At 52.3% G+C, this 23,812-nt stretch carries 26 protein-coding genes; 6 read left to right on the forward strand and 20 right to left on the reverse strand.

From position 1 onward, the window contains the following. Positions 1-82: 82 nt before the first annotated feature. The 3 genes from ACFPMF_RS01585 (at position 83) to guaA (ending at position 5,222) form a co-directional block, all read left to right on the forward strand. The gene (locus ACFPMF_RS01585) at positions 83-1,306 is read left to right on the forward strand and encodes an exo-beta-N-acetylmuramidase NamZ family protein (RefSeq protein WP_379840673.1); all 1,224 of its coding nucleotides are present in this window, start codon (positions 83-85) and stop codon (positions 1,304-1,306) included. Between the two features lie 181 nt (positions 1,307-1,487). Continuing rightward, complete coding sequence (locus ACFPMF_RS01590; RefSeq protein ID WP_379840674.1) at positions 1,488-3,563, forward strand: sialate O-acetylesterase; 2,076 nt, start codon at positions 1,488-1,490, stop codon at positions 3,561-3,563. A gap of 126 nt (positions 3,564-3,689) precedes the next feature. Beyond that, positions 3,690-5,222 (forward strand): glutamine-hydrolyzing GMP synthase, encoded by a 1,533-nt coding sequence (gene guaA / locus ACFPMF_RS01595; protein ID WP_379840675.1) that lies wholly within the window; start codon positions 3,690-3,692, stop codon positions 5,220-5,222. A gap of 72 nt (positions 5,223-5,294) precedes the next feature. Here guaA and ACFPMF_RS01600 read toward each other — a convergent pair whose 3' ends face one another. Beyond that, positions 5,295-5,492 carry a hypothetical protein gene (locus ACFPMF_RS01600; RefSeq protein WP_379840676.1) on the reverse strand — a complete coding sequence of 66 codons (198 nt, stop codon included), beginning with the start codon at positions 5,490-5,492 and terminating at the stop codon, positions 5,295-5,297. Positions 5,493-5,502: 10 nt separating this feature from the next. Beyond that, a complete protein-coding gene (locus ACFPMF_RS01605) occupies positions 5,503-5,739 on the reverse strand; it encodes a hypothetical protein (protein WP_379840677.1) in 237 nt (78 codons plus the stop codon). A gap of 109 nt (positions 5,740-5,848) precedes the next feature. Between ACFPMF_RS01605 and ACFPMF_RS01610 the strand changes: the two genes are divergently transcribed. Together ACFPMF_RS01610 and ACFPMF_RS01615 are read left to right on the forward strand one after the other, a co-directional pair. Beyond that, positions 5,849-6,646, forward strand: coding sequence for an alpha/beta fold hydrolase (locus ACFPMF_RS01610; protein ID WP_379840678.1), 798 nt, complete (start codon positions 5,849-5,851; stop codon positions 6,644-6,646). Between the two features lie 21 nt (positions 6,647-6,667). Beyond that, positions 6,668-9,061: a penicillin acylase family protein gene (locus ACFPMF_RS01615; protein ID WP_379840679.1), complete on the forward strand. Its 2,394-nt coding sequence runs from the start codon at positions 6,668-6,670 to the stop codon at positions 9,059-9,061. 155 nt (positions 9,062-9,216) lie between these two features. Here ACFPMF_RS01615 and ACFPMF_RS01620 read toward each other — a convergent pair whose 3' ends face one another. The 4 genes from ACFPMF_RS01620 to ACFPMF_RS01635 all read right to left on the reverse strand — a co-directional run bounded on the left by ACFPMF_RS01620 (position 9,217) and on the right by ACFPMF_RS01635 (position 12,156). Next, a complete protein-coding gene (locus ACFPMF_RS01620) occupies positions 9,217-9,903 on the reverse strand; it encodes a hypothetical protein (RefSeq protein WP_379840680.1) in 687 nt (228 codons plus the stop codon). Between the two features lie 130 nt (positions 9,904-10,033). Next, entirely contained in the window at positions 10,034-10,417 is a 384-nt protein-coding gene (locus ACFPMF_RS01625; protein WP_379840681.1) for a GntR family transcriptional regulator, read from the reverse strand. Positions 10,418-10,419: 2 nt separating this feature from the next. Then, entirely contained in the window at positions 10,420-11,214 is a 795-nt protein-coding gene (locus ACFPMF_RS01630; protein ID WP_379840682.1) for a hypothetical protein, read from the reverse strand. A gap of 108 nt (positions 11,215-11,322) precedes the next feature. Beyond that, positions 11,323-12,156: an ABC transporter ATP-binding protein gene (locus tag ACFPMF_RS01635; protein ID WP_379840683.1), complete on the reverse strand. Its 834-nt coding sequence runs from the start codon at positions 12,154-12,156 to the stop codon at positions 11,323-11,325. Positions 12,157-12,707: 551 nt separating this feature from the next. Here ACFPMF_RS01635 and ACFPMF_RS01640 point away from each other — a divergent pair. Beyond that, positions 12,708-12,962 (forward strand): hypothetical protein, encoded by a 255-nt coding sequence (locus ACFPMF_RS01640; RefSeq protein WP_379840684.1) that lies wholly within the window; start codon positions 12,708-12,710, stop codon positions 12,960-12,962. 60 nt (positions 12,963-13,022) lie between these two features. On the opposite strand, the gene ACFPMF_RS01645 is transcribed toward ACFPMF_RS01640, so the two are convergent. From ACFPMF_RS01645 to ACFPMF_RS01710, 14 genes are read right to left on the reverse strand one after another with little or no spacing between them, the layout of a single operon-like run. Next, the gene (locus ACFPMF_RS01645; protein ID WP_379840685.1) at positions 13,023-13,679 is read right to left on the reverse strand and encodes a hypothetical protein; all 657 of its coding nucleotides are present in this window, start codon (positions 13,677-13,679) and stop codon (positions 13,023-13,025) included. Further along, complete coding sequence (locus ACFPMF_RS01650) at positions 13,676-14,236, reverse strand: hypothetical protein (RefSeq protein WP_379840686.1); 561 nt, start codon at positions 14,234-14,236, stop codon at positions 13,676-13,678. Before ACFPMF_RS01650 ends, ACFPMF_RS01645 begins: the two co-directional genes overlap by 4 nt. Positions 14,237-14,238: 2 nt before the next feature. Continuing rightward, complete coding sequence (locus tag ACFPMF_RS01655; protein ID WP_379840687.1) at positions 14,239-15,645, reverse strand: hypothetical protein; 1,407 nt, start codon at positions 15,643-15,645, stop codon at positions 14,239-14,241. 7 nt (positions 15,646-15,652) lie between these two features. Then, entirely contained in the window at positions 15,653-17,218 is a 1,566-nt protein-coding gene (locus ACFPMF_RS01660) for a hypothetical protein (RefSeq protein WP_379840688.1), read from the reverse strand. After that, the gene (locus ACFPMF_RS01665) at positions 17,211-18,020 is read right to left on the reverse strand and encodes a hypothetical protein (RefSeq protein WP_379840689.1); all 810 of its coding nucleotides are present in this window, start codon (positions 18,018-18,020) and stop codon (positions 17,211-17,213) included. The genes ACFPMF_RS01660 and ACFPMF_RS01665 overlap by 8 nt, the downstream gene beginning before the upstream one ends. Before the next feature lie 6 nt (positions 18,021-18,026). Beyond that, positions 18,027-18,308, reverse strand: a complete 282-nt coding sequence (locus ACFPMF_RS01670) for a LysM peptidoglycan-binding domain-containing protein (protein WP_379840690.1) — start codon at positions 18,306-18,308, stop codon at positions 18,027-18,029. Further along, entirely contained in the window at positions 18,301-18,591 is a 291-nt protein-coding gene (locus ACFPMF_RS01675) for a hypothetical protein (protein ID WP_379840691.1), read from the reverse strand. The genes ACFPMF_RS01670 and ACFPMF_RS01675 overlap by 8 nt, the downstream gene beginning before the upstream one ends. Then, positions 18,584-19,051 carry a DUF1353 domain-containing protein gene (locus ACFPMF_RS01680; RefSeq protein ID WP_379840692.1) on the reverse strand — a complete coding sequence of 156 codons (468 nt, stop codon included), beginning with the start codon at positions 19,049-19,051 and terminating at the stop codon, positions 18,584-18,586. The genes ACFPMF_RS01675 and ACFPMF_RS01680 overlap by 8 nt, the downstream gene beginning before the upstream one ends. A gap of 2 nt (positions 19,052-19,053) precedes the next feature. Then, positions 19,054-19,698: a hypothetical protein gene (locus ACFPMF_RS01685; protein ID WP_379840693.1), complete on the reverse strand. Its 645-nt coding sequence runs from the start codon at positions 19,696-19,698 to the stop codon at positions 19,054-19,056. A gap of 57 nt (positions 19,699-19,755) precedes the next feature. Continuing rightward, on the reverse strand, positions 19,756-20,814 hold the full coding sequence (locus tag ACFPMF_RS01690) for a hypothetical protein (RefSeq protein WP_379840694.1): 1,059 nt from the start codon (positions 20,812-20,814) through the stop codon (positions 19,756-19,758). 25 nt (positions 20,815-20,839) lie between these two features. Continuing rightward, positions 20,840-21,340, reverse strand: a complete 501-nt coding sequence (locus ACFPMF_RS01695; protein WP_379840695.1) for a DUF6046 domain-containing protein — start codon at positions 21,338-21,340, stop codon at positions 20,840-20,842. Next, positions 21,340-23,205 (reverse strand): tape measure protein, encoded by a 1,866-nt coding sequence (locus ACFPMF_RS01700; protein ID WP_379840696.1) that lies wholly within the window; start codon positions 23,203-23,205, stop codon positions 21,340-21,342. The genes ACFPMF_RS01695 and ACFPMF_RS01700 overlap by 1 nt, the downstream gene beginning before the upstream one ends. Then, positions 23,202-23,333 (reverse strand): hypothetical protein, encoded by a 132-nt coding sequence (locus ACFPMF_RS01705; RefSeq protein WP_379840697.1) that lies wholly within the window; start codon positions 23,331-23,333, stop codon positions 23,202-23,204. The genes ACFPMF_RS01700 and ACFPMF_RS01705 overlap by 4 nt, the downstream gene beginning before the upstream one ends. 44 nt (positions 23,334-23,377) lie before the next feature. Then, positions 23,378-23,767, reverse strand: a complete 390-nt coding sequence (locus ACFPMF_RS01710) for a hypothetical protein (protein ID WP_379840698.1) — start codon at positions 23,765-23,767, stop codon at positions 23,378-23,380. Positions 23,768-23,812: the final 45 nt, after the last annotated feature.

The following is a 23,812-nucleotide window of genomic DNA, read 5'->3' on the forward strand; positions in this document are numbered from 1 at the left end:
GGAAAAACTGACAACCGGGAACCGGTTTTTGATAAAAACCGCAAAAAAAATAACAATTTGCAATAATCAACGATCCGTACCTATGACTTCCTTCGGAAAATTTCTTCTTACCGCCTGTTTTATCAGTATCCTCGGACTTTCCCTTGGTTGCCAGGCCCAGACCAAACAGAAGCCAGCCGTAACCAGCGGTTCGGAAGGAATTCAGACCGGGGCCGAACAACTGAATCTGTATCTGCCCGCCCTGCTCGGCAAACGGGTCGGAATGATTGTGAACCATACCTCCGTGATCGGAAAAACGCACCTGGTCGATACCCTGCTGGCGAAAGGGGTGACCATCAAAACCATTTTTGCGCCTGAACACGGTTTTCGCGGACAGGCAACCGATGGCGAGCTGATTGCCAATGGCCGCGATCCCCGGAGCGGACTGCCCATCATTTCCCTCTACGGGGCCAATCGTCGGCCGACGCAGGCACAGCTCGATTCGCTGGATGTGATTGTGTTTGATATTCAGGATGTTGGCACCCGGTTTTACACGTACATCAGTACGATGCACTACGCGATGGAAGCCTGTGCGGAATATAACAAACCGCTGCTTATCCTCGATCGACCGAATCCCAATGGTCGCTACGTCGACGGTCCGGTTCTGAATCCGCAGTTTAAATCGTTTGTCGGGATGCACCCCATTCCGATTCTGCACGGGTTGACGGTGGGCGAACTGGCCCGCATGATCAACGGCCAAAAATGGCTGAAGCCGTTGAAAGGGAGCGCCGAACTGATGTGCCCGTTGACCGTGGTGCCGGTAAAAAACTATACCCACCAGCTTCCGTATACCTTGCCGGTGGCCCCCTCACCGAATCTGCCGAATCAGCAGGCGATTCTGCTGTACCCGACGCTCTGCCTGTTTGAAGGGACCATCGTGAGCGTGGGCCGCGGAACGGATAAGCAGTTTCAGGTGATCGGCGGGCCCAACAATCCGAAATTCGGTTCCTACCAGTTTACGCCGGTCGATAAACCGGGGGCCGTCAACCCTCCCCAGGAAGGCAAGCTCTGTTATGGCCTGGATTTGTCCGGCATCGATGCGACGAAGCAGGGGTTGACACTGAAATACCTGATCGATTTTTACGAGAAAGCCATCGACAAGGACAAGTTTTTTCTGGCTACCAATTACATCTATAAATTATACGGAAACGATCAGTTACCGTTGCAGTTGAAAGCGGGTTTAACCGAAAGTGCCATTCGTAAAACCTGGGAACCTGGTTTGGAAGAATTTAAAAAGATGCGGATGAAGTACTTGATTTATCCATAAACTTCGTGTGAATTTCTTTCTTATTACGGTTCTTGTTACCGAAAAATAAATAGTGGTATCTTTTTCGGGGAACGATTAGTCGGTATGCTCATAATCAGATTATTTAGGGCAATCCTTTAATCGTCTTGATGAAAAAAAATCTACCTCTTTCTGGTGGTTGATACCACTTTTGTTTCCATTTTTGTCTGTTGCGCAAGTTGAAGTTAAATGGCAGAAATGGCCCGCAAATCTTCAGTTATATCCCCGGGATAATCAGAACAAAGCCAGCGTTCCCATTGTCGGGCAACTTCAGACCAGTTCCTACAGCCACGCGTCGGTGGTTGTGTTTAAAAATGGCGTTCGGTGGCAGTACCAGCGGATAGCGGTTTTAAAAAATGGCAGACAGTCCCAAATACAGTTTTCCCCAACAATCGAAGCCGGACTGAATCAGTATAAATTCATGGTTTATGCGGTCAACGGAAAGGATTCGGTTCTGGTGGATAGCCGTGATAATATTGTGTGTGGGGATGTTATTTTGTGTAATGGCCAGTCCAACCTGACAGGTTATTTTCCCAATAATTACAGCTACCGGAACAATTTCACCCGGACGTTCGGAAACACGACCGGATCGAATCCGGATACGCTCTGGCGGTTGTCCAATGTGCAGGATGGGCAGGTTGGGTTAATTGGGATGGAGATTCAGCGGTTGATTCTGGAAAACTTCAATATGCCAACGTTGCTAATTAACGCGTCTGTTGGTGGCACATCGATCAAGAGCCATATGTATCGCAACCCGGCCAACCCGGCGGATTATACCACCTTGTACGGTCGACTTCTATACTGGGCTCAGAAAGCGGGCGTGGCGGATCGGGTAAAAGCTTTCATCTGGCGGCAGGGTGAAAACGAAGCCGGTGGCGGCTCGGCCGTTGGGTATGAAGCTGACATTCAAACCCTTTTTGGGAACTGGCAGAAAGATTATCCCAATGTCGGGAAGTATTACGTGGCGCAGGTGAATCTGCTGCCGGATAATAACAAAGGAGCTGCTCAGTTACGGGATTTCCAGCGCCGAACCTCACAGCTCTTTCTGCGAACAGAACCCTTGGCGACGGTGGGACTCCCGGCCTACGCCGGAGTTCATTACGGTCCGGAGGGGCAGTATCAGTTCGCTAAAGAAGTTTTTCGGCTTATTGCACGGGATGCGTACCAATCAACCGACGTGAATGGAATCTCGTCACCGGCTATTCAGAAAGCCTATTACAAGACCGCCGAAATGAAAGAAGTGGTTCTCGAATTTGAACCCGGTGCAAAAATGGTCTGGAAGCAGGACACGGTCGTTGAGGGCTCACTAATGGACATTCGGGATTTTATTTATTTCGATTATGCCAATGTCCAGCAGGAAAGGGTCATTGCCAGCGGGGTAGCGGAGGGAAACCGGATCACCTTGACGCTGACAAAGCCGATTTCGGCGTCAACCATCACTTATTTGCCGAATTCCTATAAAACGCCCTTCAGTGGCCCTTTCCTGAAAAATACCCGGGGCATGCGGGCGCTTACCTTCCATAAGGTGACCATCGAGAATGCGCCGACCGGAACACCGCCCATTGAAAACCCACCGACGGAGAACCCGCCCACCCAAAACCCGCCCGTTGACACTCCGCCCACGTCCTCGACCAACCCGCCGGGAAGCAATTACGGTGGGAGCCTGGACGGGGCCCATTGCGACAACATCTGGGGCTGGGTGTACAACAAAGACTATCCCAATGCCCCCATTACAGTCGAGTTTCTGGCTAATAACGTGGTGGTGGGTTCTATCGTGGCGTCTAATTTCCGGCAGGATCTGAAGAGTGCCGGAAAGGGCAACGGCGAACACGGGTTTAATTTTGCCCCACCAGCCTCGCTTAAAACCGGGCAGAACCAGGCCATTAAAGCACGCGTGGTCGGTACGACCTATTTCCTGCCCGGTGGTGCCAAGAACGTGACCTGCACCCAGGCGGCCCGCCTGTCGGCCGAAAGTATTGATGTGCAGTTAACCGTTAGTGTGTATCCGAATCCATCCAACGGACAGCTTACCATCCGGTTTTTTGTCCCCGACCAACAGCCTGCTTTCCTGCATATTTTCGATGTTTCCGGTCGTTCGGTCTGGCAGAAAACCGTTACGGGCGCGGGCAGGATACACGAGGAAGTGGTGGACGTGCCCACCCCAGTTACTCATACGATTCTGGTGGCCGTGCAAATGAGCGGTCAGAAGGTTGTTAGGAAAATAATCCTTACCCGGTAAATTTTTCCGGAGTCACAGCGCCGGAACGGGCTGTGACTCCGGAATTTTACCCGGAAAACGTGTATTCGGTTGATTAAGTTGGCAGGTTCCTAAAAAGACCCTAATTTTGCGTTTTAGAAACGTACCATGACAACCGAACAAATACTGATCCTCGATTTCGGTTCGCAATACACCCAATTGATCGCCCGCCGGGTGCGCGAACTCAACGTCTACTGCGAGATCCATCCGTACAACCACATTCCACCGATTAGTCACGATGTTAAAGGCGTTATTCTGTCCGGCAGCCCCTGCTCGGTGCGGGATGAGGATGCTCCCATGGTCCATCTGGCCGCTTTCCGGCATAAGATGCCGATCCTGGGCGTGTGCTACGGGGCGCAGCTTTTGGCCCATACGAGTGGCGGAGAAGTGAAACCGTCGTCCATTCGCGAATACGGTCGCGCCAAACTCAGTACCCTGAACACGGAAAATACGCTGCTGAAAGGACTGGAAGCCAACACCCAGGTCTGGATGTCGCACGCGGATACCATTACCTCGGTTCCGGATAATTTCCAGCTTATCGCTTCGACCGAAAGTGTGCGGGTGGCGGCTTTTCAGGTGGAAAACGAACCTACCTACGGCATTCAGTTTCACCCCGAAGTGACGCACTCGACGCAGGGAAAAACGCTGTTGAAAAACTTTGTGGTTGATATCTGTGGGTGCTCGCAGGACTGGACCGCCGAGTCGTTTGTGGAATCGACGATTGCCGATCTGAAAGCGAAATTAGGCAACGATAAAGTCGTGATGGCTCTCTCCGGGGGCGTCGATTCGTCGGTAGCGGCCACGCTCGTTCACCGGGCGATCGGCCAGAACCTCTACTGTATTTTTGTCGACAACGGCCTGCTGCGGAAAAATGAATTTGAGGATGTTCTCGAATCCTACCGGCATCTCGGCCTGAATATCAAAGGGATCGATGCCAAAGATCAGTTTTACAAAGCCCTCGCCGGACTGACCGATCCGGAAGCCAAACGCAAAGCCATCGGGAAGACCTTCATCGATGTGTTCGATCACGAAGCGCATCTGGTCGAAAACGTTGACTGGCTGGGGCAGGGGACGATTTATCCCGACGTTATCGAGTCGGTTTCGGTGAAAGGCCCATCGGCTACCATCAAATCGCACCATAATGTGGGCGGTTTGCCCGATTTCATGAAATTGAAAATCGTCGAACCCCTGAACACGCTGTTCAAGGACGAAGTCCGCAACGTGGGCCGGACGCTTGGCTTGCCCGATGCCATCCTGAAACGGCATCCTTTCCCGGGGCCTGGTCTGGCGATTCGGATTCTGGGCGATATCACCCCCGAAAAAGTGCAGATTTTGCAGGAAGTCGATGCCCTGTATATCAACGGCCTGAAAAAATACGGCCTCTACGACCAGGTCTGGCAGGCGGGGGCCATTCTGCTGCCCATCCAGTCGGTTGGGGTAATGGGGGATGAGCGGACGTACGAACGCGTCGTTGCCCTGCGGGCCGTCACCAGTGTGGATGGGATGACCGCCGACTGGGCGCATCTGCCGTACGAATTTCTGGCCGATATTTCCAACGAAATCATCAACCGCGTCAAAGGCGTCAACCGCGTCGTCTACGATATCTCCTCCAAACCGCCCGCTACCATCGAGTGGGAATAAAAAGAGTGATGAGTTAAGAGTGATGAGTTAAGAGTTGAAATAAATAGTGTGCGTCAGCCAACTCATCACTCTTCACTCTTCACTCGTAAGCCCGGTTTCGTGGCTTTCTTCTTCGTATAAGGTTGTGTCCGATAAATCGGGTTCGGGGCCGGGTAAGTTGCCCGAAGGACTGATTTCGGGTTCCTGTTCTTTGCCCGTGTCGGCATTGTTGCGGGCGAATGTTGTGGCTACGCCCTGATTTTCGTCTTCGGCTGGGTTATAAGTTTCCATACGTGAAAGGTTAGGTGCCGCTGCGGGTAACTTTGCCCCCGAGCGCGTAATTATCGTCCTGATGATGGTCGTGTTCGCCGGTCGGATCACCGTCCTCATCGACCGGTTCGTCATAGAGATCGGTTTCCTCTTCCACTTCGTCGAATTCGCCCTCATCGTCGTCTTCGATGGCCGCACCGCTCTGGTTGGTGAACAGCCCGGGTTGCAGGCGAAACGCCCGCGACCCAATGAGTTCCGGATCTTTCATAACTTCCTGGGTTTATGGACGGCCTACGCGGCCCGGTCCGTATTTCCATACTTAACCATGCGGCACCTGAAAGGTTTTTAGTATCTTACTTGCTAAATGTCCTGACCCTGTGAAAACCCTGCTTACTCTTTTTTGGCTGGTGTTGCCGACGGCCGTGTTGGCCCAGGCATCGCGCGAGCCGCTGTTTACGTCGTTTGACGGAACGAAAATTCATTATGAAGTCACCGGCGCGGGAAAACCGGTCGTGCTGGTACACGGTTTTATGGGCAGTGGCAGTTCCTGGCAAAAAGCCGTACTGCGGCAGGCGCTGCTCGATGCGGGCTATCAAGTGGTGCAGCTTGATTTGAGGGGGAATGGCCTGTCCGATAAACCGCATACGGTGGCAGCCTACCGCAACGATGCCGAAGCCCGCGACATCATGGCCCTGATGAAACACCTGAAGCTGACCCGCTACGATGCCGTCGGGTATTCGCGCGGTTCGATCATTACGGCCCGGTTACTGGTGCTGGATAAAAACCTGCGCTCGGCGGTTTTGGGCGGTATGGGTGCCGACTTTACCGATCCAAACTGGTCGCGCCGGATGGCATTTGCCGAACTGTTCAGTGGGAAAGCGCACCTGCATCCCGAATTTCAGGGCGCGTTGAATGCCGCCAAAACCCGCGGACTCGACACATTAGCACTCGGTTTTCAGCAACAGGCGCAGCCCTCCACTAGCCCGGCAGACTTGAGAAAGGTCAACATTCCGGTTTTGATCATTTCCGGCGATCAGGATGAGGACAACGGCCGCGCGGCCGATCTGGCCAAACTCCTCCCCAATTCAACGTTGAAAACCGTACCCGGCAACCACGGCAACACCTCGGGTTCGGAAGGTTTTGCGCGGGAAGTGCTGGCGTTTCTGAAGCGATGAAAACCTGCTCTTGAAGTTTGTATGCGTCTAACGGTTTTGCTCTTCCTTGGCTGGCTTTTGTTCAGCAGTCCATTTGCCTGTACGCAATCCACCGAGACCCTGAAACGGTCGGGCCTGCGCCAGCCGGTCGAAATCCGGCGGGACCGCTGGGGCGTTTCGCACATTTACGCCCAAAACGAGCATGATCTATTTTTTGCCCAGGGGTATTCGGCGGCTTCGGATCGGCTGTTTCAGCTCGAAATCTGGCGACGGCAGGCCACCGGAACCCTGGCCGAACTGCTGGGGCCGCAGGAACTCAAACGGGATCAGGGAGCGCGGTTGTTCAAATTCCGGGGCAATCTGGCGCAGGAACTGAAACACTATCACCCGCGCGGTCCGCAAATCGTGGCGGCTTTTGTCGAAGGGATCAATGCCTATGTCCGGCACATCAACCAGACGCCCGAACAATTGCCCGTCGAATTTAAAATCCTGAAAACCCAACCCGGTTTCTGGACCCCGGAAGTCGTCGTCAGCCGTCACCAGGGGTTGCTCGAAAATATTCGTACCGAACTGGATTACGGGCGGCTGGTTCACCTGCTGGGACCGGAAAAAGTCCGGCAATTGGCGTGGTTTGAGCCGGTTTCGAAAACCGGAGAACCGGACCTGACGCTGCACCTGAACGGTGAGGAGCTTTTTCAACCCATTCTCGACCTCTACGAAGCCTTTCGGTTGCCCATTCGGTTTTCCGATCAGGATACGGGTTTTGGCGCGACGGAAGAAGGGGCAGCGGTCTGGTTTGATCAACAGAGAAAATACGTCGGGTCCAACAACTGGGTGGTGGGCGGGGCGCGGTCGGCGAGCGGTTTCCCGATGCTGGCCAACGACCCGCACCGGGCGCAGTCGGTGCCCTCGCTACGTTATTGGGTCCACCTGAACGCGCCGGGCTGGAATGTGGTGGGGGCGGGCGAACCGGCCCTGCCGGGGGTTTCGGTGGGGCATAACGCGTTTGGTGCCTGGGGCCTGACCATTTTTGAGACCGATGTGGAGGACCTGTACGTGTACGAAACCAATCCGTCCCAACCGAATCAGTATAAATACCGGGGACAGTGGGAAAACTGTCGGATCATCAGTGATACGATACCCGTCAAAGGCGGGAAACCGGTGGTTGTTTCGCTGAAATACACCCGGCACGGGCCGGTAGTTTTTGAGGACGGGAAACACCGGAAGCTGTACGCGGTTCGGGCTGCGTGGCTCGAACCGGGCTGTGCGCCCTACCTGGCGAGCTTGCGAATGAATCAGGCGACCAACTGGGCGGAATTTCGGCAGGCGTGTACGAAAAACCGCATTCCTGGTGAAAATATGGTGTGGGCGGGGCGGCCTTCGGGGGGCCAAAAAGGAGATATTGGCTGGCAGGCCAGCGGGATTTCGCCGGTGCGCCGGAACTGGTCGGGGCTGGTCCCGGTTCCGGGCGATGGGCGGTTTGAGTGGGACGGTTTTCTGCCCGTGGCCCAGTTGCCCAGCAACGTAAACCCGACGGAAGGCTTTATCGTGACGGCCAATAACAACCTGATTCCAAAAGGTTTTCAATTCCGAAATGCCATCGGCTGGGAGTGGTCTTCGCCCTCGCGGGCCAGCCGGATTACGGAAGTATTGCGGAGTAAACCGAAGCATTCGGTCGCTGATTTCAAAACCCTGCAAACCGATTACCTGTCGGTGCCGGCCCGCAAACTGGTTCCGTTGCTGAGGGCGTTGTCGAGTCCGGACGAGCCGGTGGAGTGGGCGCGGCAGCAGCTCGTCAACTGGGACCTGAAACTGGAGCCTGGTTCCATTCCGGCAACCGTGTATGTGGCCTGGGAAACCCAGTTACAGCGTGCGGTTTACGACCTGACGGTGTCCGAAAAAGCCTGGAACTACCTGCCGTCGCTACCAACGGAGCGGTTTCTGGAGCTGCTGCTGACGGATTCGGGCGGCCTTATGAAAAACGTGGACCGCCCGGAATTGCTGCTGGTTAGTCTGGAAAACGCCATGACCGACCTCACCGAGCGGTTGGGGTACGACCGAACGCATTGGTGGTATGGCCAAACGAACAACAAACACATCTACCTGACCCATCCGCTGAGCCATCGAATGACGAAGCAGCAGGCGTCGGAACTGGCCATCGGGCCGCTGCCGCGCGGAGGCTACGGGGAAACCGTCAACAGCACGGGAAATGGTCTGAATCAGGAGTTTGGAGCCAGTTTTCGGATTCTGGTCGATACGCAGGATTGGGATAAAACGCTGGGCATCAATAACCCCGGCCAGTCGGGCGATCCGGCCAGCCCGCATTACCGCGACCTGTTCCCGATCTGGGCCAAAGACGATTATTTCCCGGTTTATTTCTCCCCCGAAAAAATAAAAACCGTCACGGAAAAACGGACGGTTCTCGAGCCGGAATAGGGAGGGTTTACGGTTTTCAGTTTTCAGTATTTGGTATTTGGTTTACCGTCTTTGGTTATGGCATTGTGGATGGCGCTGTGCCCTGTCTGACCAGTTCGTGCCAGAACTGAAAACCGTGTACTGAAACCGTAAACCGAAAACCGTAAACCAACAAATCACTGTCTCAGCTTTTTCAACAGCCCACCCGGAAGTTTGACGGTGGTCAGGCTATCGGTTTCGAGGGTCAGTGAACCAAAAATGTCGCGCTCGACGAGGACGGTGGAGCTGTCCGACGCGGTGATTTGGGCGGTTTTGATTTGGTTGATTGCCCGGGTGTGCAGGTCGCTCCCCTCCGTATTCGAAACCGTCAGGTTTCCGATCGTGCTGTTGCTCAGCAGAACGCCCGCATTTTTCTGGACAAGGACCAGGTTGCCCGTTTCCACCTTATTCAGGCTGCAACTGATCTGCGTGGTATAGAGGGCTTCGAGCGCCGGAGCGACGATGACCGCGGCCGGACTGGAAGTAAACGAGTAACTGGGGCGCGATTTCCCGGCTCCATTTTCGGGCCGGTAGCGGATGGTCAGGGTGTCGCCGTTCGATTGATACGTGAACTGGTGTTTCGATTTATCGGGCAGGTGAATTTCAAACGTATTCCCCGTCTGAACGCTCAGCAGGCCAACCCCGGTTTTGTCGCCTTCCAGTTTCAGCACCCGGAACGGCTGGATTTTCTGCGTGGAAAGTCCATAAAATGGATTCTTGAAATCGATTTGGTCGTATTCGGCCCGCAGGGCTACATTGGCTCCGACCAGCGTCAGCAGGCCAACGACAAAGAGCGTGATGAGGAGTTTATTGCTTGTTTTCATGGCAATACGGTTTTGGGTTTTCTGGTTACGGTTTTCAATCGTTGGTTAATGGCATTAGGCCCTGTGTATAGACCCTTGATCTGGCCGATCAATTCGCGCCAGCACCTGTAAACCGTAACCTGAAAACCGGTCAGGCTTTGTTGGCGTTGAACTCGGTTTCGATGAACGATTTATAGCGTTCCTCAATGTCTTCCAGACGGAGGTCGAGCAGGTAGAGATTGCGGAAAAAGCGGGGCAACTCGGTTTCCAGGAATTGCTCCCGGCGGAACGATTTAATGCGTGCGGGCGCTTCGTCGGCGGCAAAATAGCCGATGCCCCGTTTGTTGTAAATGATGTCTTTCTGCTGCAAAAAATCGTAGGTACGCATGACGGTATTGGGGTTTACTTCCAGTTCGACGCCCAGATCGCGGACCGACGGAATCCGTTCGCCCGGGGGCCATTGGCTGAGCAGTATTTTTTCGCAGACGTAATCGGCGATTTGCAGGTAAATGGCTTTTTTATCCAGAAAATCCATACTCAGAGTTGTTTCTCTTTGAAACGTACGTAGCTGATAAACCACAGGGAAGGAATCATCAGCAGTAAAATTCCATTAATGATTAGTTGCGGAGTGCCCTGTAATTCCACAAAATAGGTGCGTCCGTCTTCCGTAAAACTCACCTCCTGAAACAGCGTCGAACCGTACCGGTCGCGGGCGGGGAAGAGTTGCCGGATGATGAAACTGTTTAAATAGATGGTCGTAAACAGGAGCAGCGTAAAAGCAATTACCCCGGTTTTGACGAACGGTAGTTTGGGGAAATAGATGGAACCCAACAGGAAAAAGGAGGGCGTAATGAACATCAGGTTTCGCATAAACGAATCCATGTAGCGTCCCAACGGGTTCAGAAGCTCGTATTTGGGGGAGGATGCCGGAAGTTTGGCGTTGATCAGGGAAAAACAAAGCCCCTCGACGGCGTAAAAGATCCCCAGAAAAACCGGGATGAAGACCAGCAGCAACAACAGCGCTACCAGAAATTTTTCCAGCCGGGAGGCTGGGAGCATCAGGTGCGGAATTCCCCGCAACGGCGTACTGACCACCTTGAAGGCTTCGCTGGCGAACCAGGCCCCGGTTCCGCAGAAAAGGAAGCCGAACATAAAGCTATGGCTTCTGTAAACCGATTCGCCAAAAGCGTTGATATTCTCGACACTCGGCAGGAGCAATACCATCCAGATACCGAGCAGAACGCCCATACCCAGCAGATACGATTTGAGGTGTTCGGACAGGTGAAGTTTCAGAACGAGTCCGAAGCGGTGAAAACTGAACGTTTGATTCATGGTCAGATCGGGGAGGGGAGGGAGGAGACAAAGGACAAGAGTGGGGCAGGCAGATCCGTCAGGAAGGCCGGCAGTAGCTGGAGCAGGATGGCTAAAAAGTTCATGGGTTTACCGAAAAAGGTTCTTGATGCCGGCCCGGTTGGTGACCACGGCGTTAAACAGCCGCTCCAGATCGACTTTGCTGTCTTCCTGGTCGAGGTTTTCCATCACGACCGAATAACCGCGCAGGGAGGGTTCGGCGTAGAGCACCCGGTCGGCTTCGGTAACGGTGCTCAATGTGCTGAACATCAGCCGGTCACCGATATCGACCAGGGAGTGGTTCAGCAGGATTTCGCTTTCATCGATGATGATGATGCCGTCGATGAGGTGATCGAGATCGCGGACCTGGTGGGTCGAAATCAGGATCAAACGGTCGGGTGCCAGGGCCGATGAAACCACTTTCCGAAATTGACTTTTCGACGGAATATCGAGCCCGTTGGTGGGTTCGTCCATAATCAGCACCCGGGTGTTGGTCGCCAGTCCGAAACAGATCGTGATCTTCTTTTTCTGGCCGTACGACAGGGCCGTCAGCTTCTGATCCGTCGGCACGTCGAATTCGTCCAGGTATTTCCGGAATTGGGATTCATCGAATTTCGGGTAAAAGGGTCCCATCGTGTCGATGAATCGGTTGAGGGAAATCGTGGGCAGGTAAATCTCTTCGGGAATGAACGCAATTTCCTGCAAAAAAGCCGGTTCGCGTCGGGCGGGGGTATGACCGGCCACGCTGACAGTACCAGCAGTTGGGTAGAGCAGACCGCCCATCAGCCGCAGCAGACTTGATTTTCCCGCCCCGTTTTTTCCGAGCAACCCGTAAATGTTGCCGGGTTGGAGGGACAGGTTCAAATCCCGGAACATGATTTTCTTCGGTGAGTAGCCAAAGGTCAGGTTTTTGATTGAGATCATAGTTTTAGTGTACTATTTATCTAATACACTGTAAAGGAGCTGATTTGTTTTGAAATTGTCAAGCGTTTATAAGGCACAAAACGAAATGTAAATTTTAACAATTCCAACCGTAAAAATTCAGGTATACCCCTAATTGCACTTAAACCCGATTTTTGCCCCAAACTTGCAATCTCCCAACATCTGCCCATCAGAAAAAAAGTGGCCCCAAAAATGCCCCATTTTTCAACTTTTGCCCATCGGCCCATTTAAGTTTTTACCTGCTCAACGATCTTTTTTTGACTTTCTAAAGCAGGCCAAACCCATTAAGTAGTCTTAAATCGAAGATTTGACCCCTCTCTTTCCCCCTTCCTCATCCCCACCAACCACCCAAATTTGACCAATGCCATGACCTATCAAGCCCGAAAATGGAACCCTCAAAAGTGCTCCGTTTTTCAATTTTTGACCACCAGCCCGTTTAAACTCCGCGACATTCAACGATCTTTTTTTTGACTGGCTAAACAAGCGAAATAGGGTTATTAGCTTAAATTGCATGAAATCAAACTCATCACATTATGCCTAATGTTTCCATTTGGAAAATGCAGCGCGGTAAGCCCATGTACATGAAAGAGCTTACTGAATGGTTCAACAAAAACAATCTAATTCCCGCAATTGGGGAAACAATCATCATTCCTATTGAATCAACTGCTTTCAAAGTTGAGATGAAGCATTCGGGAACAGGATACTGGAAAGTAACTATGAGGTATTATGATCCAGAGATCAATGAGATTTCTGTTCATTGTACTGAAGTCGCGAACCCGTTTGAATAACAAAAAAAAGACCGGCCATCGGCCGGTCTTTTTAAACCAGATTTAAACGCAGCTTAAATTTTACCAGGTCACACTATCCACGGCCTCGATTGTTTCCGCTTCCATCACGGCTTGCTGGCAAGCGTAGAACTTCGTATACAGTGCCTGGTACCAGGTATTGAAGTCTACAGACACATCAACTATATCCTGGTTGGAGTGCATCACGGGCAACAGTTGAGCGGTTTCCGAGACTGCACACCGGAAAAGGCCATCTTCCTGAGCCTGTCGGAACATAAGCGAATCTGTCAGAAAATCCCCACCATCATAATACCGTTGTTGGCCGGTTGCGGAACTCTCAAAACGCCCTTTTTTAGCCTGGGAGAACTTCCATTCCAAAATCCCCAACTTCTCCAGCTTTTTAAAATTAAAACGGGTTTCTTCCGGGACGATGACGCGCTCCAGCGTCTGGTCTTTCAGTTGGAAATAAGCAGGAGATGGATTGACAATCTGTGAGACATCTTTCAGAGCCAGATCAGGAGCCAGAATGTAGGCATTCCCACGGTGATCGAAAACATCCTGGTACACTTCATCCGAAACGCTGACGGTGTACATGGCGAATTGCCGGGGGTCGGTCAAAAATGGGCTTCCGGCTGCTGACGCCCTAATAAATTCGTCGGCGGGTGGCATGGCGCTCAACTGGCAATCCACCCGGTTCACGATTAAAATGCAGATTTTCATATGTCGTAATAGAAGTAAGGATTAATGGCGACCCGGATTGCCTGGATATAATCAGCCTTATCATACGCGCCAGGGAAAGACTGTTGCGGAACATACGAACGTTTAATTTGCATGTCCATTATGAGGTATTTATTGCTGTTGGGCAACCCGGAAATCTCCGAAATGATCCACTTGAAATTGGGGGTTTCAGGCGCGTAAACCACGGTTGAAATGATCTGTTCACTCCAGGTGATGTAGAAGGTATACGGCTTCTCCTTGATGTCGCGCCAATAGACGTTCGACACCAGGTCTTCAATTCTTTCAAGCAGTGTCTCCCCATCGGACCACCCCTGTAAAATCTTGAACACATCGCCCAACGTATCGACTGCCCCATTCGGGGCTTCTGACTTCAGGTCGTTATCGTAGTTGGCAAGGGCTTCATTGAAAATGGCTGAGTTGGCAGCAGTCTGTTCTGAAAACAACAGAAAAGAGTCAATCAGGTCCGCGAAATCCTGAGCGGTGGGCTTTTTGCCTGGGGCGAATTTTGCCTTGAGGTCGGCTCGGCTTAATTGGGCCATAGTTAAGATGCAGTTTCGGTGAATACGCCCATTGTCTTGCCCTGAATGCGATTGGTGAAGGTTTTGCCGTTGCTGAAACGAACCGTCACAGTTTCACTCAGGTGCTTGCCCAAGGCAGGATTGAAATAGTAAAAGTCATAGGCGGTTCCGGAGAATCGACCCATGCAGTCCCCACGGCCTTTCAGCTTGAGAGTGCTGCCGCTACCGGTCGCACCAGCCGCCGCATGTTCCAGAATGGTCGCTCCGTCGGGGGCCGGAGTGATCCACGGCCCATCATCAATTTTATACTCCAGGTACACCCACGGTAGCCCGTTGGTGCGTTCACATGCCTTATACCAGGCGGTTGCCACGTACAGCGAATCCAGAATCGAAACCGGTTTGGCCGGGGCACCATTGGTGGCTGACGGTGCAGAACCTTCGCCAACCCAAATGTTATCGGCGTTAACGGGCGGCATTTTCGTGTCATCGACCCCCTCGGTAGCGGACTCCCAGTATATGACCCCATTGCCCACGCAAAAACCCACGGCAAAAATGAGAGCGACGCAAAAATCAAAATCCCAATTCATATGCCGCCGTTGTTTGTAAATCCCACCGGCAATGTCCTTTTCCCAGAGATTGAGGTTGTGCATGTACCCGCGCCCACTCGTGCCCTCAATCAGCGCCCACATGAACAGGATGCAGAAGTTCAGTAGCGGGTCTGTTTGGTCGGTTTGACCGAGTCGCACGACTTCCATGCAATGCTTTTTCATGTAGTATTCCTGGGCGTAACTCCAGTTGTAGGCATACGCGTTGACATTCGTCCCCCGAAGGTTCCACATCTGGTTAAAATAGCTACAGGAGGTCCGCGCCATCGCTGAGGAAGCGTAATACTTCCGGTAGCGGTTATCGGTCGGCAATACGCCCGATTCCCAACTTTTCACGGTGTACGTTGTCGTATCGCCGTATTGCCCGAACGCCCGGTAGGGTTTGCCCAATTGCTGGCCGCGTTCTTTCACCCGTTGATACCACCAGATGGCCTGTTGGGAATTCGGCGGAAAATAAAGCGGGTCTTCGTAAAACTGATCACCGTACAAAAGGATGTCGGGCGGCATGTTGGTTACGCGACTCTTTACATTCTCTTCTGTTAAATTTTGACCACCGTAAGCGGTACCCGGTGACGCCAGACCGTCGAACAAGCCAGCACCGGGCAAAGCAAACCGTTTTGAATAGTCAACCCCGGTTCCGCTATAGGCGTCGCCGTAATGGGTCAGGCCGCCTTTGCCGACCAAATCGGGGGGCGACAGGTCGGTTCGCTTGTTGTAGGTGCCTACGATTTTATTTTCTCCCAGCGTAAAGGGGGGAGCGTATTTCATCCCCCGGACTTCGCGCCGGGAAGGGATGATATAGGATGGAATTTGAAGTCGTGCCATAGATTAATTAAGGAGCGTCGCCAATGGAAATATGCGCTTGAGCCAGGGCGGTAATGGTGGTATACGAATCCTTCGGATTGGGCGAAACCACACAAATGACCGAGACGCGGGTTCTGGGCGGATACGTCAGATTTTGCCAGGAGTTGTCATCGATGTACCAATCCCCGCCATCTATATGCACGCCGCGCTTCTGGCCGCCCGGCGTCGAATACGTTGCACTATCCGTGATTTTCGCCCGTTGGACGCCTTCAACCGTAACCCAACTCACCGCCAGGTTCATCACGTTTCGATTCGATGCCATGATGGTGGTTTCGACGGCTCCACCCATGCCCGGACCATCCCCTTCCTCGGATTCCCCGCCACTGCCCGGATCGGGATCAGGATCGGGACCGGGACCGGGATCGGGAATTACCGGGTCAAAATTCACCGGCGTAATTCCGGCGTCGCCAGTCGGCGTAAAATTGTAGGTGAATACAGAGGTCGGATGACTGGGCCACCACAAAGCCAGTTGGTAGGCCGTGTCCTTCAGGATGCCTGCCGTCCCTAAAACGCCCGGATTCAACCGGATCACCCACCCATACGGCGGATTGTACGGGTTGGATTTGGCGGCATAGAACGCATTCGGCTTCCACCCGTTGCCGCCCGTAGGTGCAGTAGGATCGTTCAACTTCGTGATCCGGTAATAAGGGCGCTCCGGCGAGTTGACGTAAGCACTATGCTCATGCGTTAGTTCCAGACGGGAGAACGCCAATCCAACCAGGTGGGCAGGCTTCACGTTGGTTTCTACGACCGCTGGAGCGTTCCGCAAATCAATGGCGGTAATGCCGCCCGTTGACTCAGGAAACACGACATTTTCAATGCGGTACACTTCTGCTTCGTTCGCACGGCGGCACACCTTGACGGTGTAGGATACGCCTGACAAGATGCCATCGACGCCAAGCTCTTCCGGGTTTAACCGGGCTACGTAGTTCCACGGATCGGTATAGGTTTCCGGCAGCGCCATTGCCCAGGTCTTAGCCTCCCAGTCATCGCCCCCGGTGGGTTGCGGGTTGGTAGGCCGTTCAATCCACCACTTGATTTGATCCTTAACATGGAAATACAGGCTGGACTGGTGGTTGCTGGTTCGACCAATACCCAACCCATAGAACCAGTCAGGCCGGTTGGTCGTTTCGACAATTGTAATATCCACCTTCCAGCTCACCTCGGAAGCCGCTACAATTTTATACCGTTTGCTGGTCAGGTGATGGCGTTCCAGAACTTCAATGAGCTTGCCTGTCGTAGCCAAATCAGGAGTAGAACCGTCTGGAATCACGACCTGAAAATCGACCGTGCTGAAGTTCCCATCAACGATGTAGATTTCATTGCTCAGTCCGATAGCCTGATTCAGCAGGTGACGCAAAATGGCTGTTTGGCCGCTAGCGGTTGCCCTGGGCAAAAACGATTCCTGCAAGGCGTCCAAATAGGCCCAGACGGTCAGGATCGGCGTAAACAGCATCCGGGTCAACGCAATTTTCAACGGCGTTCGGCTGCTCGGCGGTAACGCCTGACGGATGTAGGAAATCAAATCAAGCATAGGTGATGGTTGAATCTTTCAAGACCATGTGGCCGGCACGAGTCAGGAATTGACGTTCGAAGGCCGTCCAGGAGCCGGTTTCGGAAGGACGTTGGAAGGATTGCTTCACAACGAAGTCCTTGACCCCCTTCTGGGCCTGCATGTAATCCGTTAAGGCCGTCCAGGAAAATACTGCATCGAACGGCAGCGCCCGTAAATAGGCCGCAATCGCATCGGCTACCGGATAGGTTCCGGGAGCGGTCAGCGATTCGCCGTTTGGTTTCATGACCTGTGGATCGACCTTGGCGACACAGACCAGCTTCAACTCGTCGGCATCCAGCGAAACCACGTCCAGCGCAACCCCGGCAAATTTCACTTCCCGCATGTACTGTTTCAACGCGGCCAGTTCGGCGGGGTATAGAGCGGTTAACGTGTTGCCCGGCCCTTGCTTGACGGCTTTCACGGCCAAGCGCCCCGAAACCGGATCTTCTGTTACGGCGGCTTGCTTGATGATTTGCTTGGCCGGGTCGATGGTGGCATACGTTACCTGGGCACCGCGCACAATCACCGCATCCCCGAATTGAAAGGCGAAGACCTGCCGCTGATACCAGGTCAAATCGCCAATGGTTTTTTCTGCCAACAGGGCTTCAACCTTCGCCTTGTAATCATCGACCGTTTTCTCAACCAGTTGCACCAGTAGTGCCCACATGCGTTTAAGCAGTCGGTAAAAGGCTACCTGGCTGGATGAATCCAGTGTTGCCAGTTCCGGGATCGATGCCTGAGTTGCATCGATTTCCGCCATGATTTCTTCTGTTGTTCTCATGTTGGGTTATTGAATTGTGTACTCATCAAACCACCAGTACCCGACGCCTTCCGGCTGATCGTCTTTCGTAATGGTGGCAAAGGGGGCAAATTCCTGTAGATAGGCTTGATACCGGAAATTCACGGTTTCGGGTCGGACCACAAGGACTTGCCCGGCACGGAGCCGATCCGTAGCCCCGTAAACCATTGGATTGTCTTCAATGAGCCAGTGAACGCCTTCGACATCGCCGTATACTTCCACCGCAATGTCCAGGAGGGACTGACCGGCTTTCACCACATAGTTATTCATAGCGGGCCACAATGGTAATAGTGTCAGGCTCCAGCAATACGTTTTCCACGCGGTTGCCGTCGCGCTCCAGTTCTACCCGGATTGAACGGGTTAAGCCCGGCGCACCACCTTCGTCCAGCAGGTATTTGGACAGCCCAACCCCGATCAGCGGATCAAAATGGTTCCACGCCTTATGGAAAATCACAATATCCTCGTGATGCTTGTCGGTGGCGTCACCTACCACCAGATCACCATTTCGAAGGAGCAAATCCCCGGTTTCGGGATCGTGCAGAAAATCATTCATAGGTGATGGGGTTATCCTGATTCCGGTCCAGATTGGGCGCTTCAACAAGGTCCCACTGCCGCTTGCCGAACCAGCGCACCGCCCGGTACATGATCCGGTTGCGGAACTTTCGATCTGGTTCATACCGATCCAGCAACGCAAGGAAAATATCGTCAGCCCGTTTTCTAGCCGCTTTGTGCCCCAGGGTATCGGCCATGTCCTGATTATCATAAAGCCAGTCATGCACGGTAGCGGCTATGGATGTGGCTGGCCCTTGCGTCGGAATGATCGGTTGAGCGATGCCAGGCACAGACGCGAAATTGGTGGTATAGCCTTTTGGAATGCGTAGCCAACGGTTCCACGGGGCCGGTAACAGAATCCTTATGCTTCGGGTCAGCTTCCACAAATAAGGCTGTTTACGGTTGCCGATGTATTCGGCAGAAATAACCGGAGCTTCGTCTGTGGCTATTTTTTCAAACATGATTACTGGAGTAGCTGGTTAACTTTGGTTTCAACCTGGGTAATGCTGGTGAGAGTAGCGGGGAAGACGGCGGCAGAAGGGCTACCAGCCGGGCCGCAAACCACCTGAAAAGATTTGAGGAGCGTAGTCAGCCCAGTGAACAGGTCTTTCAGATTGACCCCGGCATTCTTAACCGTCACCTTGCCCGACTTAAGGGACAATTCGGTTTGATCCTGCTTGATGGTTGCCCCATCATCCAAGGTTAGTTCGACATCCCCTTTCTTCAGCACTGCCTTATCCGTCAGCGTCACCTCGATGTCGTCGGTTTTCAGGGTGGCTCCGGCCTGGTCGATCTGGAGCGTTACGCCCTCGATGACGACCGCTATTGCATCGACTTCTGAGAACTGACAGACAAAGAGGTTGCTGATTTCATTTTCAATGCAGCCGACGTAAACGAAAGAGCCGACACGGGGTGTGAGTAGAATTCCTTCGCTGGCTTCGTCATCCGCCCGGAGCTTCACGCCCTCCAAATCCACCAGGTCTGTGCCGATAATGTCCACCGTGCAGGTGGTACCACCTACCGCTTTTACCACGGCAGGCCATACCTGAACAATTGGCGTGCCGTTTAGCCCCCGCAATGCCTGAAGAATTTCGGCGTTCTTTCCCATAGAAAATTTGGAGATCCGTTCCGGTCGTCAGCTCGTTTTGGTCATCCGGACGAAATTTTATGAAACCTTCACACCCAGAGTGACCGTTCGACGGCCCCCGCTGGCGGAGAATTCGGTTTTAACGGCGTTTACGTAGTAGCTCCCTTCCCGCTCTTTATAATCCGGGTCGATGACTTTGGCAGTGTAACCGGTTGCGCAGATCGGCAGGAGCCACCCTTTGACTGACCCTTTGTAGCCGTCATAACTCAGGTGTTTCAGTTCTTCTTTAGCAATTGTCTCCAGACTGGCTTTATCCGAAATCGTTGGACGCTGGAACGTCCGAACATCACCGCCCTTTTCGCCTACCTCGACCTCGATGTTTGCCCCTTTCTTCGTTCGACCAATAACCTTCACCAATACCTTCGTATCCTCCTTTTTGACGTATTGCAGGTCAGAAGATTCTTCTAAATTGCGGGTAAAATCATAGGTAACTGAACCGGTTTTTTCGGTATACTTTAAATGACAATGCAACTCATTCTCTTTTGCGTAAATGGCTAAACCGGTTTCCTGCTTGAGTTTGTCCAGAACCTGAAACCCGTTCGCCCGGAGAATGGTAAACTTGTCGAATTGCAACCCTTTCATGTCCGTTACGACCTTGAATTGCTGATTGGGTGATAGTTGCTTATTCAACTCATCGACCACGTACTGAAGAATTTCGACCACGTTTGTTTTGGCAAAAGTCTTATCCTTTATATCCTTTCGGGTCAGGAAAATAGCATCTTCAAACTCCAGCTTCATCGGCGTGTTGGGGTAAATCGCCCGGAGGTAGCCCACAAACTCGGTACTTAAATTGCCATCATAACCCAGCTTTACCGCCACTTTATCACCTCGCTTGATTTTGTCTTCGATCTGGTACGCCTTATTGCGGATCATACCGGGCAGGGTAATCGTGCAGGTATCGACCAGGGCATCAACGGATGATTCGACAGTGACGGATTCAATGCCTTTCAGGGTCACATTCCCGATTTCGATTTCATAATCCATTCGGAACATTTCGCGGTCTGGTTTTGCAATGACTGTGGTAATTGAGCTAATAGTTAGGGCCAACAACAGCCCAATGGATTGAAGCGTTTTCATGGTTTGTACGGGGGTTATGGTGAAACTAAATCAATTCAAAGTCTTGATCGGAATAGCCCGAAATCTGGAAGTATTGATTTTTCAGCCCCGACGTTTCCGGTAACTCCCACTCTTCGGGAGCAAAAAGAGTTACGCCCATGATGTCAGTCAGCTTGCAGGAAATGGTCAGGCTTTGTTTGGCCTCAAGTAGTTGCTTTAAGGTTGATAGGTTGGACTCGGGCATTTCGCCCTCCACAGACGACATGAATATGCCACGGATTCGGATAGTATAATCGTCCTGGCTCCATATCTCTTTGACCGATCCTATCCCTTTCTTTTTGCTGATATTGCGTCGAACGATGATATTCCGTCCTCGCATACTTATCAGCGGCTCAATGGGAAGAGTCCAAAGGTCGGAGCCATCACGTTTTAACCCTAACCTGAGAGGCATTTGCATCGTCACCCCCGTATTTTGAACCGTTGCCTTATCGGGCAACTGGTTCGTAGTCGGAATGACAAAGGGCAAATCAGTTCGAATTTTCGCCATTACGGAATTGCAACAGAATTGGCACTATTCAATACTCGGAGAAGCATGTCCTTCATGGTTTCCTCCAACTCTTCTACGCCCTCCTGGAAATGATTGACGTGGATTTCTGACTTTTCAATCAGCTTGTTGATGGTGATGTTGATGGTGCTGGATTTGGACCCGCCAACGGTCGAAGAAAGGCCAGCCGCTTTGTCCAGGTCTTTCCCATCTGCGCCGGACGCGCCGGGAGCCGTTCCGTTAGCAGAGAGGCCCGGTGCGCCTGTCTTCTTGTTCGCTTTCGCCTGTTGAGCGGCCAATGTTTTTGCCAGCTTCTCGGCGTTGATTTTCTTTTCGGCATTGGCTAATCCTTCATTCCATCCATTTGCCAGCGCCTGACCAACACCCGAAAAGTCACCTTTTTTCAGCGCATCCCAGGCTTTCCCCAGATTGCCGAAAACCGACTTTCCGACCTCCCAAAGATGAATCAGGCTATGGCGAAACCAGTCCACATTATCGTAAGCCCATTTTAACCCAACCACCAATGCACCCAGAGCGACGATCCAAACCGTAAGCGGATTTGAAGTCATGAAGATGGTCAGGGCATTCATGGCAACTTTTAGGTAGCCAAGCATTTTGAAGACAGCTATACCCGCTAAATAAAGCTGACCTAAAGGCGTTGTGAATGCGGATACCACATAAGCCAGGGCGTTGATTGCACCTGCCAGAATATTGATAATCTTAGTGGCTGTATCGCCCTCGCCGCCAATGCCACTGAGCAGGGATAGAATCATCTTTCCGGTATCCCAGAGCGGCCTGAAGGCGGAAAGGAGTTTCCCGAATGCCTCTTCTACCGGCCCGAAGTTGTCCAGAATCTTAGTTCCAAAATCGAACAATTTGCCCAGCATCGGATTGAGCTTTTCGCCCCATTGCTGTAACTTATATTCAAAGGAACCCGTGAACGTGGACCATTTCCCTTCCGCTGTTTTGGAAATCTTATCCAGCATCCCGGCAAAAATGCCGTCCCCGCTGGACATTGTATGGAGAGCCTTTTCCAGATCAGCGTACTTGATTTGGTGCTTTTCGGCCTTCTTGAATAGCTCTTCACCATTGACACCCATTTGCTTTTTAAGCACGTCCATTAAGGGCGTTCCGCCAAACTCCTGGTGAAGCTCTCCACCATCGACAAAACCCTTTTGCTTGATTTTGCTGACGGCAGCAATTAATTCGCCGTAATTTTTACCGGAACCCGCCGAAACATTCCCGATGTCGGTCATAAGGGGCACAATCTTATTGACATCGAAACCAGCGGCCAGCATCGTGCGGCCACCCTCCATAATTTCGGAGTTCGTGAAGGGGGTCACATTAGCGAATTGATTCAGGCTTGCATAGAGCGGTTCGGCTTGGGCACCGGCAAACTGCTCATAAGCGAGTTTGGTGCTTTCGGCTTTCATACCCTGCCCCAATACACTGCCAACACCGGCCACCATTGCCCCGCCTAAAATCAACCCCTTTAGCCCGCCCAGTAAGCCACCCGAACCGCCACTACCGGCGCTGCTTCGGCCCAACTGCTGCATTTTGTCCATGCGCCGTTCCAGAGATTCAATTTCCCGGTTGGCCTTGCGGATTTCACCCGTACCCACCATCAGATCACGCCTTTTGGTGAGTTCGTCCAGCTTCCCCCGGAGCGAGTCAATGGACTGTCCTTCTTTAGTAAAGTTGAGCTTCCGTTTTAGTTGATCGACCGTTTGAGCCACCCGGCTAAAACCCGATTGAAACCGCTGGGTCAGCCGCTGCATGGTGGACATAGTGCCACTGTATTGCTGCGATAAACGCAGTAAAGCAGGTGACATCAGGTCTTGCAGGCGTATGATAAAATCGTAGTTCACGAGTCTGTTTTTTGGGGTTTGGTCTTCAGCATCAGGTATTGAGCTTCCCGCCAGATACGGGCGAAATCGCCTGGTTCCAGATCATACGGCTCAATGGAAGGGAAGAAGTAGCGAATCCAGGAGGACATTACCCGGAAACTGTCAGAATCCTCAATTTCCGGGAAGTCCTCCTCTAAACTTTTTTTAGCTGTGCCTGACGAATTTCCAGCAATTCAATACACTGAAGGGCACCCGCCGTGAACATACCAGGCTCATCGATCACGCGTCGATCCCCGGCCACAAAGCAGCTTTTCAGGATTACTTTGCCAGCTTCAATCATTTGCGGCATCTTCGACATCGCGTAATTGATTTCCTTGCTGGTCGGTTTGCGGATATAGGCCACGACTCCGTTTTCAATCTCTTCCTCATTGGTAGTTGGCACCATGTAGGGGTCATGCTTGACCACTTCATCAGCAACAACCACCCTGAAAATTTCGCCATGCTTTTCTTTTAAAGCATTCAGATCGATAGCAGCGACGGTAGTTTGGACTTCTTTGGTAGTTTGGACTTCTTTCGTATTCATCGTTAAACGGCGTTTAAGTGGTATTTAAATGGGTTTATGGTTAAA

The sequence above is a fragment of the Larkinella bovis genome (assembly GCF_042655385.1).
In the GTDB taxonomy this organism is placed as follows: domain Bacteria; phylum Bacteroidota; class Bacteroidia; order Cytophagales; family Spirosomataceae; genus Larkinella; species Larkinella bovis.

Bases quoted from the DNA above. Each gene is read 5' to 3' on its own strand.
- ACFPMF_RS01645 (WP_379840685.1), bottom strand. From the start codon at position 13,679: ATGAAAATCTGCATTTTAATCGTGAACCGGGTGGATTGCCAGTTGAGC.
- ACFPMF_RS01585 (WP_379840673.1), top strand. From the start codon at position 83: ATGACTTCCTTCGGAAAATTTCTTCTTACCGCCTGTTTTATCAGTATC.
- ACFPMF_RS01600 (WP_379840676.1), bottom strand. From the start codon at position 5,492: ATGGAAACTTATAACCCAGCCGAAGACGAAAATCAGGGCGTAGCCACA.
- ACFPMF_RS01650 (WP_379840686.1), bottom strand. From the start codon at position 14,236: ATGGCCCAATTAAGCCGAGCCGACCTCAAGGCAAAATTCGCCCCAGGC.
- ACFPMF_RS01655 (WP_379840687.1), bottom strand. From the start codon at position 15,645: ATGGCACGACTTCAAATTCCATCCTATATCATCCCTTCCCGGCGCGAA.
- ACFPMF_RS01635 (WP_379840683.1), bottom strand. From the start codon at position 12,156: ATGATCTCAATCAAAAACCTGACCTTTGGCTACTCACCGAAGAAAATC.
- ACFPMF_RS01660 (WP_379840688.1), bottom strand. From the start codon at position 17,218: ATGCTTGATTTGATTTCCTACATCCGTCAGGCGTTACCGCCGAGCAGC.
- ACFPMF_RS01690 (WP_379840694.1), bottom strand. From the start codon at position 20,814: ATGAAAACGCTTCAATCCATTGGGCTGTTGTTGGCCCTAACTATTAGC.
- ACFPMF_RS01665 (WP_379840689.1), bottom strand. From the start codon at position 18,020: ATGAGAACAACAGAAGAAATCATGGCGGAAATCGATGCAACTCAGGCA.
- ACFPMF_RS01615 (WP_379840679.1), top strand. From the start codon at position 6,668: ATGCGTCTAACGGTTTTGCTCTTCCTTGGCTGGCTTTTGTTCAGCAGT.
- ACFPMF_RS01705 (WP_379840697.1), bottom strand. From the start codon at position 23,333: ATGTCCTCCTGGATTCGCTACTTCTTCCCTTCCATTGAGCCGTATGAT.
- ACFPMF_RS01605 (WP_379840677.1), bottom strand. From the start codon at position 5,739: ATGAAAGATCCGGAACTCATTGGGTCGCGGGCGTTTCGCCTGCAACCC.
- ACFPMF_RS01685 (WP_379840693.1), bottom strand. From the start codon at position 19,698: ATGGGAAAGAACGCCGAAATTCTTCAGGCATTGCGGGGGCTAAACGGC.
- guaA (WP_379840675.1), top strand. From the start codon at position 3,690: ATGACAACCGAACAAATACTGATCCTCGATTTCGGTTCGCAATACACC.
- ACFPMF_RS01710 (WP_379840698.1), bottom strand. From the start codon at position 23,767: ATGAATACGAAAGAAGTCCAAACTACCAAAGAAGTCCAAACTACCGTC.
- ACFPMF_RS01680 (WP_379840692.1), bottom strand. From the start codon at position 19,051: ATGTTTGAAAAAATAGCCACAGACGAAGCTCCGGTTATTTCTGCCGAA.
- ACFPMF_RS01625 (WP_379840681.1), bottom strand. From the start codon at position 10,417: ATGGATTTTCTGGATAAAAAAGCCATTTACCTGCAAATCGCCGATTAC.
- ACFPMF_RS01630 (WP_379840682.1), bottom strand. From the start codon at position 11,214: ATGAATCAAACGTTCAGTTTTCACCGCTTCGGACTCGTTCTGAAACTT.
- ACFPMF_RS01670 (WP_379840690.1), bottom strand. From the start codon at position 18,308: ATGAATAACTATGTGGTGAAAGCCGGTCAGTCCCTCCTGGACATTGCG.
- ACFPMF_RS01620 (WP_379840680.1), bottom strand. From the start codon at position 9,903: ATGAAAACAAGCAATAAACTCCTCATCACGCTCTTTGTCGTTGGCCTG.
- ACFPMF_RS01675 (WP_379840691.1), bottom strand. From the start codon at position 18,591: ATGAATGATTTTCTGCACGATCCCGAAACCGGGGATTTGCTCCTTCGA.
- ACFPMF_RS01695 (WP_379840695.1), bottom strand. From the start codon at position 21,340: ATGGCGAAAATTCGAACTGATTTGCCCTTTGTCATTCCGACTACGAAC.
- ACFPMF_RS01640 (WP_379840684.1), top strand. From the start codon at position 12,708: ATGCCTAATGTTTCCATTTGGAAAATGCAGCGCGGTAAGCCCATGTAC.